Source organism: Achromobacter sp. NPDC058515 (assembly GCF_042721735.1).
Lineage (GTDB): Bacteria > Pseudomonadota > Gammaproteobacteria > Burkholderiales > Burkholderiaceae_B > Achromobacter.
In genome coordinates this window covers 370966-382393 of the sequence record NZ_JBHXNI010000003.1, presented here as the reverse complement: position 1 = coordinate 382393, position 11428 = coordinate 370966, and the positions used below count along the sequence as shown (strand labels likewise).

Annotated in this window: 11 protein-coding genes and 1 pseudogene; 11 read left to right on the top strand and 1 reads right to left on the bottom strand. The window is 66.3% G+C overall.

Features of this window, described 5'->3' with window-relative positions; translation table 11 throughout:
* From ACFWP0_RS07730 to ACFWP0_RS07710, 5 genes and pseudogenes are all read left to right on the top strand, one after another.
* Positions 1-1878 (top strand): autotransporter outer membrane beta-barrel domain-containing protein (locus tag ACFWP0_RS07730; protein WP_377840942.1); only part of this gene is annotated, 1878 nt, incomplete at its 5' end.
* A 126-nt stretch (positions 1879-2004) separates the two neighbouring features.
* On the top strand, positions 2005-2181 hold the full coding sequence (locus ACFWP0_RS07725) for a hypothetical protein (RefSeq protein ID WP_377840940.1): 177 nt from the start codon (positions 2005-2007) through the stop codon (positions 2179-2181).
* Positions 2178-2849, top strand: a complete 672-nt coding sequence (locus tag ACFWP0_RS07720) for a lysozyme inhibitor LprI family protein (RefSeq protein ID WP_377840939.1) — start codon at positions 2178-2180, stop codon at positions 2847-2849. Before ACFWP0_RS07725 ends, ACFWP0_RS07720 begins: the two co-directional genes overlap by 4 nt.
* Positions 2850-2880: 31 nt before the next feature.
* Positions 2881-2992: pseudogene (locus ACFWP0_RS07715) on the top strand (aminotransferase class III-fold pyridoxal phosphate-dependent enzyme); the annotation flags it as partial.
* 129 nt (positions 2993-3121) lie between these two features.
* The gene (locus ACFWP0_RS07710) at positions 3122-4027 is read left to right on the top strand and encodes a MurR/RpiR family transcriptional regulator (protein ID WP_377840938.1); all 906 of its coding nucleotides are present in this window, start codon (positions 3122-3124) and stop codon (positions 4025-4027) included.
* Here ACFWP0_RS07710 and ACFWP0_RS07705 read toward each other — a convergent pair.
* A complete protein-coding gene (locus ACFWP0_RS07705; RefSeq protein WP_377840937.1) occupies positions 4021-4869 on the bottom strand; it encodes an HAD-IIA family hydrolase in 849 nt (282 codons plus the stop codon). The genes ACFWP0_RS07710 and ACFWP0_RS07705 overlap by 7 nt on opposite strands.
* 230 nt (positions 4870-5099) lie before the next feature.
* Here ACFWP0_RS07705 and ACFWP0_RS07700 point away from each other — a divergent pair, with 230 nt between their 5' ends.
* From ACFWP0_RS07700 to ACFWP0_RS07675, 6 genes are all read left to right on the top strand, one after another.
* Positions 5100-6038 (top strand): phosphate/phosphite/phosphonate ABC transporter substrate-binding protein, encoded by a 939-nt coding sequence (locus ACFWP0_RS07700; RefSeq protein WP_377840935.1) that lies wholly within the window; start codon positions 5100-5102, stop codon positions 6036-6038.
* A 23-nt stretch (positions 6039-6061) separates the two neighbouring features.
* Positions 6062-6913 carry a phosphonate ABC transporter ATP-binding protein gene (locus tag ACFWP0_RS07695; RefSeq protein ID WP_377840934.1) on the top strand — a complete coding sequence of 284 codons (852 nt, stop codon included), beginning with the start codon at positions 6062-6064 and terminating at the stop codon, positions 6911-6913.
* Positions 6910-7911: a phosphonate ABC transporter, permease protein PhnE gene (phnE, locus tag ACFWP0_RS07690; RefSeq protein WP_377840933.1), complete on the top strand. Its 1002-nt coding sequence runs from the start codon at positions 6910-6912 to the stop codon at positions 7909-7911. Before ACFWP0_RS07695 ends, phnE begins: the two co-directional genes overlap by 4 nt.
* Before the next feature lie 89 nt (positions 7912-8000).
* Positions 8001-8171, top strand: coding sequence for a hypothetical protein (locus ACFWP0_RS07685; protein WP_377840931.1), 171 nt, complete (start codon positions 8001-8003; stop codon positions 8169-8171).
* Positions 8172-8208: 37 nt separating this feature from the next.
* Complete coding sequence (locus ACFWP0_RS07680; RefSeq protein WP_377840930.1) at positions 8209-10464, top strand: phosphocholine-specific phospholipase C; 2256 nt, start codon at positions 8209-8211, stop codon at positions 10462-10464.
* Between the two features lie 389 nt (positions 10465-10853).
* Positions 10854-11405, top strand: coding sequence for a hypothetical protein (locus ACFWP0_RS07675; protein WP_377840929.1), 552 nt, complete (start codon positions 10854-10856; stop codon positions 11403-11405).
* Positions 11406-11428: the final 23 nt, after the last annotated feature.

Genomic DNA, 11428 nt, shown 5'->3' with positions numbered 1-11428 from the left:
AACCAGGCCGGCGCGGGCGCCACGATCCTGACGGCAGACAACACCTACACGGGCGGCACCACGATCTCGGCAGGCACGCTGCAGCTGGGCAACGGCGGCACGACAGGCGGCATCGCAGGCAATGTCGCAAACAACGGGACCCTGGCCTTTAACCGGTCCGACACCGTGACGTTCCCGGGCCTGATCTCCGGCAGCGGCGCCGTCAACCAGAACGGCACCGGCGCCACCGTCCTGACCGCCCAGAACACCTACGGCGGGCCCACCAATATCAATGCCGGGGTATTGCGGGCGGTAGCCATATCCACGCTCAGCCCGAACTCGGCCGTGAATGTGGCGGCGGCAGGCACGCTTGATCTCAACGGCCTCAGCCAGGCCACAGCCGGCGTGGCCAATGCCGGCCTCATCAACATGGGCAGCGGCACGGCGCCGGGCACGACGCTGACGACGCCGAACTACGCCGGCCAGGGCGGCAGGATCGCCATGAACACCTATCTCGGCGCCGACGACTCGCCGTCCGACCGGCTTGTGATCAATGGCGGCGCGGCCTCCGGCTCCTCTTCGCTGATAGTCAGCAATGCGGGCGGGGCCGGCGCCGTGACCACCGGCAACGGCATTCTGCTCGTCGATGCCGTCAACGGCGGCGCCACCTCCGCCAGCGCGTTCACGCTGGGCAACCCGGGCGGCTATGCCGCCGCGGGGCCCTATGCCTACACGCTGTACCGTTCAAGCGTGGACGGCGCCGGACCGCAGAACTGGTACCTGCGCTCGACCGTGGACTGCGCGGCGGCCCCGGGCAATCCCGCTTGCCAGACTCCGGAGCCACCCACGCCTCCCTTGCCCCCCTTGCCCCCCGACCCGCCCGGCCCTCCCCAGCCGCCCGCGCCGCCGAACTACCGGCCCGAGGTGTCCACGGCCGTAGCGACGCCGGAACTGGCCTTGCGCTACGGATCGACCTTCCTGGACACGCTGCACGAGCGCATCGGCGAGGAACGCTTCCTCCAGCCATCCACCGCCACGGGCAGCGATTCCCTCGCATGGGGCCGCCTCATCGGCGTCACCGGCGATCGCAACGGCAGCAACTCAGGCATCCTGGGTTCCAGAGGCCCGGACTACGACTACAAGATCTATGGCCTGCAATCTGGCGTCGACCTCTACCGCCGGGCGAATGCCAACGGCAGCATGGACCACGCCGGCGCATACCTCGCGTTCGGGCGCGCAACCGCCGATGTCGACCACCTGGACGGCCGCTCGGCCGGCCAGGCGGCCATGAATGGCGTCACCCTGGGCGGCTACTGGACGCATATCGGCAAGGACGGCTGGTATGTCGACGCCGTCGCCCAAGGCACCCGCTACGACGTCGACAACGGCGGCTCGCCGGCGGGCTACAACCTGGACACCCGCGGCTTCGGCTTCGCCGCCTCGCTGGAAAGCGGCTATCCATTCCGCCTGAACGACGAATGGGTCATCGAGCCCCAGGCGCAGCTCGTCTTTCAGAACATCAACCTCAATGACGCCAACGACGGGGCCGCCAGCATCCGCTTCAACGACGTCGACAGCCTGAAGGGCCGCGTGGGCGTGCGCCTGGCGCGCACGGTGGAATTGGAACCCGGCCAGGGCGGCAAGCGCGTCGCCACGACCTGGCTGCGCGCCAGCCTCGTCAATGAGTTCCTGACCAACCCCACCACGGAGTTCTCTTCGCAAAATGGCTACGTGCCGTTCCAGGCCGATATGAAGGGCACGTCCGTGCAGCTGAATCTGGGGGCGGACGTCGGTGTCAGGCGCAATGTTTCCGTGTACGGAAGCATTGGGTCGGAGATCAGCCTGCGGGGCGACGGCGAGAATTTCAACGGGAAGCTGGGCGTGAAGATAGCCTTTTGAGCCGCATCGCCGGCCGATTGATCGCGGATCAAGCTGATAGATCTGTCGACGTTCGTTCCCGACGGAGAGACGGGCCCTCCTTGAGTGGGCTCTCTCTTGCGTGTGCACCGGCGCTGCGACGACCCCATGTTCACGACCGGCAATCAGATCGCCTGCGCTTGCCTGATGGCGCCCGGCAAGCCGCTCAGGGCGGTCCCACTCGCGACGTCCTCAAGAAATATCCGCGCCGGTAAACTGCGCCATTATCCCGGCGCCGACGGGCTGGCCGAACGCGCGCACAATCTGGAGAGCTTCACACTATGATCCGTCATCTGGCCTTTGCAGCATCGCTGGCCATGGCAGGCAGCGCTGCGGCTGCTCCCTCTTTCAATTGCGCCAAAGCCGCCACTCCCGTCGAAAAGGCCATTTGCGCCCACCCCGCGCTGGCCGGCCAGGACGCGGCCATCGCGCAGCAATACAAAGAGGTGCGTGGCAAGCTCGACGCCGAGGCGGTCAAATCGCTGACCGCCGATCAACGCTATTTCCTGAGCGTGCGCGACAAGATCTATGCCGAGCCCTTCACAGGAAGCACTCCGGCCAAAGAGATCGGCGCCAGCATGCGTTTCCGCCTGGATTTTCTGAAGTCCATCAATCCGCAGCCGCCTGCCGGCTTTATCGGCAAGTGGAAAAACGTCGAAGGCGAAATCGAGATCACTCAAACCGCCGATGGCCAGTTGTTCGTGTCGGCCAACTCGGCCCAGCCCTATAACGGCCGCTGGGTCTGCGATTTGAGCGGCAACGCGGTCGCGTCCGGCGACAGCCTGAAAGTCGCCTATCAGGATGGTGCGCCCTGGGTCCTCACGCTGACGCGCCGCGGCGCTGTGCTGGTGGTCCGCGAAACGTCGCCCTCAGGCGTGAAGGACGACGGCTTCGGCCCGCCCTTTTGCGGCATGAACGGCAGCCTGTCCGGCGACTGGTTCGCGGTGCGCTGATTACCGTACCAACCCGCTGCCGGGGTTCATGGAGGTCCAGACCGGCTTCGGCCGCACCGGAAAAATGTTCGCCTTCGAGCATGCAGGCATCGTGCCGGATGTGCTGGTGCTGTCCAGGGCGATCGGCGGCGGCCTGCCGCTGTCTTCGGACGCCGTCTGGAACGCGAACCGGGGAATCCCGTCATCGGCGGCTGGTAGCATGTTCCACCGTCCGATGGCAGCAGGTAGGGTATCGTTGCCGTCGTATCCGCTTCCTGCTCCATCGACCCGCCATGGCCACATCCAAACGCTCCCCCCAGACGCCGTCCGCCGCCGCCGAAGCGCAGCGGGGCTCGCCGCAGGCCATGCTGGCGCGCATCCAGAGCCTGCTGCCGTCGATGGGCGCGGCCTCGCAGCGCATCGGCGAATTCGTCATACGCCATCCGGCGGAAGTGGTCCACATGTCTGTCAGCGAGGTGGCCGAGCGCACCCAGTCCAGCGACGGCAGCGTGGTGGGTTTCTGCAAGCTGCTGGGCGCCACCGGCTTCCAGCAATTGAAGATCGCGCTGGCGCAGCAGATCGTGCAGCCGGTGCAGTACATCCATGAAGACCTGGCCGCGCAGGACACGCCGGCGCAGGTCATCAGCAAGATTTTCCACAGCAATATCCAGACCCTGCAGGAGACCGAATCGGTGCTGGACGTGGCGGCGCTGTCCGCCGCCGTGGAGCTGATCCGCGGCGCGCACCGCGTGGAGATCTACGGCATCGGCAGCTCGGCGATCATCGCCCATGACGCGCACTACCGCATGTTGCGCATCGGGCTGCAGGCGACGGCGATCACCGACTCCCACGTGCAGGCTATCAGCGCGTCGCTGACCGGCCCGGATGTGGCGGTGCTGACCATCTCGCACTCGGGCAGCACGCATGAAACGGTGCTTGCGACACGGCTCGCCAAGGAGGCCGGCGCGCGCACGGTGTGCATCACCAACTTCGGGAAGTCGCCGATCCAGGAGTATGCGGATGTGGTGCTGCACACCATGTCGCGCGAAACCCGCTTCCGCACCGAGGCGATGACCAGCCGCCTGGCGCAGTTGGCCATCGTCGACACGCTGATCGCCTGCCTGGCCCTGTCCGACTACGACAAGGCCGTTTCGACCCTGCGCAGCACCTTCGACGTGCTGTCGAACAAACGCTACTGATACTCGTCGCCGCCCGCGACGCCTTCAGGCACGGCATGCCGGCGCCGGCACTCCGCGTCGAGCAGCCGCGCCACGTCCGGCGCGTCCGCATGGGGCGCATTGCCGACCAGCAGATAGCCGATCCCCATGCGCACCGCGCCCAGCGCATCGGTGCGCGCGTTGTCGCCGACAACCGTGACATCCTCCGCCGGCAGGTCCAGCCGGCGCAATCCCTCCTGGAACAGCATGGCTGCCGGCTTGCCGAGTATGCGCGGGCGGGCGTCCGGCGCGCAGGCCAGTAGCGCCTGCAACAACGCCCCGGTCTCCGGCACCACCGACCCCTGGGGGCCCGGATGGGTGAGGTCGCCATTGCTGACCACCAGGGTGGCGCCGCGCGCCAGCTCGCGGAGCAGGACCTGCAGCGTGGCGTAGCTGAAGCCGACGTCGCGCGCCAGCAGCACGATGTCCGCATCCCGCGACACCAGCGCCAGGCCAAGGCCCGCGGCGCATGCCCGCAGGCTCTCGGAGCCGCACAGCATCAGCTTGCAGCGCGGATGGCTGCGGGCGATATGACGCACGGCCTGTTCTCCGGCCAGGACCAGGGCGCCGGCCTGGACCGGCAGGCCCAATGCCTGCAGCCGCGGCGCCAGGCCCGCCGCCGTGTCCGTGGAGTTGTTGGAAACGATGACATAGCGGCCGGACCAGCGCGCCAGCAGTTCCCCGGCGCCGGGTATCACTTCGTGCCCCCGGATCAGCGTGCCGTCCAGGTCCAGGATCAGGCCCTGCGAGCGCAGCGCCCAGGGAGGCTCGGCCGGCGGGGAAACCAAAGGGGCAGGCTGGGATGCGCTGGCAATGCGGGTCATGGCTGGGCGATGGCGCCTTGAGGCGCGAGTTGGAGTTGAGAGGCGGCGGCGCGGCTGAATCCATCGAGCCGGCCGGGCGAAATTCTATCTGAATAATATTCAGAATTATAATTTATTCAATTGAGCGTTTTTCATTTTCCTGTCATGTGCGACGCCTAATCTGCGTTCCGGAATCAGGGCAGCCATCACGGCGCCCCGATGGCAACTTCACCAGAACAAGGAACATGGACATGAAAACGCTGCGCTTTAGCGCCCCCGCATTGGCTCTCGCTGCCCTGATGGCGGCCGCGCCCCTCGCGCAGGCTCAATCCCTGGCCGACGGGTCCGCGCAACGTCCGCTGCGCGTACTGCTGATTCCGGCCGATGGCGGGACGGAGTCGGGCACCAAGGCCGACTATGCGCCGATCTTCAATGCGATCACGCGCAGCACTGGCCTGCATTTCCAACTCACCGTCGGCCAGTCCTACGGCGCCGTGGTGGAAGGCATGTGCAATCAGCTGGCCGAGGTGGCGTTTCTGGGCCCCGTCTCCTATGTGCAGGCGCATGAGCGGCAATGCGCGCAATTGCTGGCGGTGGGGGTGCAAAAGGGCGAATCGAGCTACTACGCCGCCATGTTCGCCAAGGCCGACTCCCCGATCAATTCCCTGGCCGACCTGAAGGGCAGGCGCGCCGCGTTCGGCGACGTCAATTCGGCCTCAAGCTTCACCTTTCAAGTGGCTTCAATGCTCAAGGACGGCATGAATCCGGCCAAGGACCTGGCCGCGATGCAACTGACCGGCAGCCACGCCAGCAGTCTGGCGGCGTTGGTGCAGGGGCAGGTCGACGCGGCCGCGCTGTCATTCGACTCCTTCGACAAGGCGGTGCGCCAGGGGGCGGTGGATCCCAAGTCCGTCAAGGTGATCTTCAAGAGCGAGGCGATTCCTTACCCGCCCCTGGCGATGAACACCAAGCTGCCCGAGCCGCTGAAGGCGACGCTCAAGCAGGCGTTCGCCACCGTGCATCAGGCGCCCGGCGTGACGCCAGACATGGTGCGCGGCTACGGCGGCGCCAAGCTCGACCGCTTCGATACCGAATTTTCGGAGGAACAATTCGCCGGGCCGGCTTCGAAGCTGTCCCTGCTGACCGACGAGATCAAGGGCGAAATCCTGGACAAGGCGGCGCAGCGGTGAACGCGGGCGCACGGGAAACAGACATGCTGCGCTACGAATCCGTGGGCATGCGCTACGCCGATGGCACCACGGCCCTGGGTTCGGTTTCGCTGCAGGTGCCGCGCGGCCAGTTTTGCGTGATTCTGGGTGCGTCGGGAGCGGGCAAATCGACGCTGCTGCGCATGGCCAATGGTCTGACGGCGCCGACGCAGGGCCAGGTCTGGGTGGACGGCACCCAAGTCGAGCCTGCGACGCTGGCGAAGGTGCGGCCGCGCATCGGCATGGTGCATCAGCAATTCAACCTGGTATCGCGGGCCACGGTGGCCACCAACATACTGTCCGGCGCGCTGCCCGCGCTCCCGGCCTGGCGCGCCTACCTGCTGCGCTTTCCCGCCGAGTTGCGCGAGCGCGCCTGCCAGCTGGCGCGCGAGGTGGGCCTGCAGCCCGAACACCTGCGCCGCCGCGTAAGCGACCTGTCGGGCGGCCAGCAGCAGCGCGTAGGCATTGCCCGCGCCTTCATGCTGGCGCCCGCGCTGCTGCTGGCCGATGAGCCGGTGGCCAGCCTGGACCCGCGCATCAGCCGCGACATCCTGGCGCTGTTGCGCGACCAGGCCCGCCAGCGCGACGCCACGGTGCTGTGCAGCCTGCATCAGGTCGACCTGGCGAGGGAGTTCGCCGACCGCATCGTCGCGCTGCGCCAGGGCTCGATGGTGTTCGACGGGCCGGCCAGCGCGTTCGACGAGGCCACCGCCCAAGCGCTTTACCAGGCCGGCGATCCGGCCGCGCCGCGCGAGGCCGGATCGCCCATAGCCGAGTTGCCGGGCGGCGGGCAGGACGGGCGGCGGCTGGCTGCGCAGGCCCAGCCAGCACTGCTTTCCTTGGGAGGAGCACGATGAGCACGCAAGCCAACACCGCCTGGCGGCTGGACCCCCCGTACGGCGCCCGGGCGCTGCTGGTTGTCATCGCCGCGCTGATGCTTTTCCTGTACACCGGCCAGCGAGTCGAAATGGGCCGCATGGCGGCGCTGACGCTGGACGGCGCGCTGGCCGCGGTCGGCATCAAGGAGCAGTCCCAGGTCACTTCCGGCCTGGGAGCGCTGGCTGACAGCCTCTTCCCGCTGCAGGTTTCCTATCGCACCGAAACCTCGCGCATCGAAGGCTTCGACCCGCAAAAGCTGCCCTGGCTGGCGCGGGTGGAGACACAACAGGTCACCGAGAGCCGGCTGAACCCGCACACGCTGAAGATGGAAGACGAGGTGTCCACGCACACCTACCTGGTCGAGCCGCTGGGCTACTTGTGGCGCGTGGCGGTCAAGATGGTCGAGACCTTCGAAATCGCAATCTGGGCCACGCTCCTGGCGGTGCTGGGCAGTGCTCCACTGGCCTATTGCAGCGCGCGGAACTATGCGCCCCACCGCCTGCTGTATGTCGCGGCGCGGGCGGTGGTCAGTCTCTTCCGAGCCATGCCGGAACTGATCTGCGCGCTGTTCCTAGTGCTGGCCTATGGCTTCGGCCCCATCGCCGGCGTGCTGGCGCTGGCCATCCATTCGATGGGATTTCTGGGCAAGTTCTATGCCGAGGACATCGAGACGGCCGACGCCAAGCCGCAGGAGGCGCTGGCCGCGATCGGCGCCAGCAAGCCGCGCGTGCTGGCCTACGCGGTGCTGCCCCAGGTGATGCCCGAGTTCACGGGCTACACGCTTTACATCCTGGACCGCAATGTGCGCATGGCCACCGTGGTGGGCCTGGTGGGCGCGGGCGGCATCGGGCAGGAGCTCAAGGGCCGCTACGACATGTACCAGTACTCCCATGTCGGGACGATTCTCGTCGTGATCTTCATCACCGTGTTTTTGCTGGACCAGGTCGCCGCCCGCCTGCGGCGGCGCCTGGCCTGAACCCGTGCTGCATTCCCGTCCGGGAATGCAGCGCTTCGATTGCCTTGCCGCCGGCCAGACCCGGCAACGTTCCCTGACCAGGAGTATTCATGACCCCGTACTTTGCACTGGGCCGCGCCCTTGTTGCGGCCATCGCTCTAAGCCTGACCCTTGCCGCATGCGGCGGCGACGACGATTCGGATGACGGCGCCACATCGCCGCCCGAGACCGAACAGCCCGAACCGCCGACGCCCGCGCCGCAGCTGCGCTGCGCGCCTTGAACGCCCGCCCCGTCCAACTCCACGCAAGAGTAGCCCCATGACCAAGATCTCCACCCCGAATTCCGCCGGCGCCTCCCCCGATCTTCCGGGCCGCCGGCAATTCTTCCGCGCGTCGGCCAAGACTGCCGGCGCGCTGTCGGCGATGGCCTTGCTGCCTGCCTCCATCCAGCGCGCGCTCGCGATTCCCGCAGCCGTCGACAGCGGCACGATCAAAGACATCAAGCATGTCGTGATCCTGATGCAGGAGAACCGTTCGTTCGACCATTACTTCGGCACCCTGCGCGGCGTGCGCGGTTTCGGCGACCGCTTCCCGATTCCGCTGGCCAACGGCAAGCCGGTGTATTTCCAGCCCGACCCCAACGGCGGCCAGGACATCCTGCCCTTCCGCCGCGACTCCAGAATCGGCAACGCGCTGATCGGATCCGGCACGCCGCACAATTTCCCCGACCAGCAAGCCGCGTGGAACCAGGGAAAGATGGACCGCTGGATCCAGTTCAAGAACCAGGCGACGATGGGCTTCTACATGCGCGAAGACATTCCGTTCCAGTTCGCGCTGGCCGATGCCTTCACGATCTGCGACGGCTACCATTGTTCCATCCTCACCGGCACCGACCCGAACCGCATCGTGTTCTGGTCGGGCTCCAACTTCAATCCGGAACTGCGCAAAGCGGGCATCAACAGCACGGACACCGATTCCGAGCCCGTCAACTCGCGCTGCTGGCCCAACCCGTCCAATTGGGCGGCGGGCCGGGTGCAGCAGTTGGACGGGTCCGGCCAGATCGACCCCGTGACGGGCGCCTACAACTACAAGTACAAGAACAGCGCCTTCAAGTGGGACACCTTGCCGGATCTTCTGGAACGCGCCGGCGTGAGCTGGCACATCTACCAGAACATGAATAACAACTGGACGGGCGCCATGCACGGTTGCCTGGCCTTCGAGAGCTTCCGCAACGCCCAGCCGGGTTCGCCAATCTACGAACACGGCCTGACGGGAGGCCCCGAGAAGACCGACGGCGCTGTCAATTTCCTCGCCCAGCTCAAGCAGGACGTCGCCAACGGCATCCTGCCGCAGGTGTCCTGGGTGTTGCCCACGCAGGATCTGGCCGAGCATCCGGGCAGCAAGGAAGGCGTGGCCGGCGCGGCCGACTTCATCTCGGACGTGTTGGACGCGCTGACGTCCAACCCCGAAGTCTGGAGCAAGACCGCCCTTTTCGTGACCTTCGATGAGAACGATGGCTTCTTCGACCATCTGGCCATGCCCGCGGTGCCGTCGTATGACGCCAGCGGCGTCATGATGGGCAAATCCACGGTGCCGTTGGAGGGCGAGTATTTCGATGCCTCCGTGGGCAACTACCTGAAGGCCGAGGACACCACGAGCGGCAAGATTCGCCCATGGGGCCTGAGCTCGCGCGTACCGATGTATGTGGTGTCGCCGTGGAGCAAGGGCGGCTGGGTCAATTCGCAGGTGTTCGACCACACCTCCGTGGGCCGGTTCCTGGAGCAGCGTTTCGGCATTGCGGTGGACGCCATCAGCCCCTGGCATCGCGCGGTCTGCGGCGACCTCACCTCCTGCTTCGACTTCGTCAGCCCGAATGACCCGACCGTCCCCAAGCTGCCGGACACGAGCAACTATCCCGCGATCAATGCGGCTCAGAGGCTGCTGCCCACGAGTCCGATCACGCAGGCGCCCGCCACGCCGCAGCCGCTGTTCCAGGAGGTCGGCACGCGCCTCTCGCGGGCGCTGCCCTACGAACTGCACACCAGCGCCAGGATCGGCCAGGACGGCGCCGTCGAGCTGCTGTTCAGCAATACGGGCAACGTCGGGGCGGTATTCCATGTCTACGACAAGCGCAACCTGGATCTGATTCCCCGCCGCTACACCGTCGAAGCGGGCAAGACGCTGTCAGACATCTGGAACGGCGGCGACTACGAACTGTGGGTCTACAGCAGCAACGGCTTCGTGCGGACTTTCTCCGGCAACACGCAACGGGGCGTGGCCCTGGAAGTGCAGGTCTGCTACGAGCTCGCGGCCAGCACGCTGTACGTGAAGCTGGCCAATCGTGGCGCGGCCACGGTGCAGGCCGCGCTGCAGGCCAATGCCTACCGCTCGGACGGTCCCTGGACCCTGGCGGTCGAGCCGGGCGCGGTCGCGGAACACCACTGGTCCATTGGAGACAGCGGCAATTGGTACGACTTCACCGTTGCCGCCGAGGGCTTCGAGCGCCGCTTTGCCGGAAGGATGGAGAACGGCCGCCATGGGGTCAGCGACCCCGCCATGGCGCGCCATCTCTGACGGCCCAGGCATGAACGGCTGGGCGCGCATCGCGCTGCGGGCCCAGCCGCAGTCCAGCTTCAATGGCGGTGGCGGCCCGGCGTCCCACGGACCGCCCCGCCCCGACCGTCCAACCGGATCAATACCTACGCCCAGCATGGCGCTGAACGGCGCGCCGTAGTAATTGCTGTAGACGTTCGTGCTGGCGTAGTACTTCTTGTCGCAGACGTTATTCGCGTTCAAGGTCGCCGACCACTGGCCGCTGAACTGATGGCGCGCCATCGGAACCGTCAATCAGTTGTATTCTTTCGGCCGTTGTCATCATTCGCGAGGGAACGCACGTGCATTGCCAAACTTGTGGGGTTGCGCATCGCGGCCGCGCCCCGCTTTGCGACGAATGCAAGAAGACCTTGTCCGGCCTTGCCGAACCAAGAAAGGTCCCGGCGCCCGGCGGCGGCCTCAATGCCGATCAGGATCTCATTGCGTCGGGGTATCGAAAACCGCTATCCAAGGAAGGCGGCTGGAATCGGCCGGAGCTCGTTCGAACAAACGTCATTCCCGTCGCGCTTGGAGGCCGCTTTCTCAAGCGGGGTTGGCTCACGGGGTTAGGCGCGGCCGGCCTGATGGCGACTATTGGCGAAATGGCCTTCAGATGGGGCATCTGGTGGTTCTGGCTGATCATTCCGAGCGGATTCGCGTTCTTTATCGGCTATGCCCTGATGCGAAAGGGATTCGTCCGGTTTGCGGACTTGATCAACTTCGAGGCCGACCAGGCGGGGCGGGTCTATCTCACCACGATAGGCGGAGACTGCCCGGTGTGTAACGCGGAGATCAAGCTCAAGGACATCGGCCCCAAGCGCGAGGTCAAAACCGTCATTCAGTGCACCGGGGACTCGACCCACCGATGGGACTTCGATCCCAAGCGCCTATGTTGCATAGACGCCGCACCCAAATCACATTGATAGTCTTTCTCATTCTTATTGGT

Excerpts from the sequence above, each read along its gene's own strand:
- ACFWP0_RS07695 (WP_377840934.1), top strand. The coding sequence starts at position 6,062 with ATGCTGCGCTACGAATCCGTGGGCATGCGCTACGCCGATGGCACCACG.
- ACFWP0_RS07725 (WP_377840940.1), top strand. The coding sequence starts at position 2,005 with ATGTTCACGACCGGCAATCAGATCGCCTGCGCTTGCCTGATGGCGCCC.
- ACFWP0_RS07720 (WP_377840939.1), top strand. The coding sequence starts at position 2,178 with ATGATCCGTCATCTGGCCTTTGCAGCATCGCTGGCCATGGCAGGCAGC.
- ACFWP0_RS07680 (WP_377840930.1), top strand. The coding sequence starts at position 8,209 with ATGACCAAGATCTCCACCCCGAATTCCGCCGGCGCCTCCCCCGATCTT.
- ACFWP0_RS07685 (WP_377840931.1), top strand. The coding sequence starts at position 8,001 with ATGACCCCGTACTTTGCACTGGGCCGCGCCCTTGTTGCGGCCATCGCT.
- phnE (WP_377840933.1), top strand. The coding sequence starts at position 6,910 with ATGAGCACGCAAGCCAACACCGCCTGGCGGCTGGACCCCCCGTACGGC.
- ACFWP0_RS07700 (WP_377840935.1), top strand. The coding sequence starts at position 5,100 with ATGAAAACGCTGCGCTTTAGCGCCCCCGCATTGGCTCTCGCTGCCCTG.
- ACFWP0_RS07705 (WP_377840937.1), bottom strand. The coding sequence starts at position 4,869 with ATGACCCGCATTGCCAGCGCATCCCAGCCTGCCCCTTTGGTTTCCCCG.
- ACFWP0_RS07710 (WP_377840938.1), top strand. The coding sequence starts at position 3,122 with ATGGCCACATCCAAACGCTCCCCCCAGACGCCGTCCGCCGCCGCCGAA.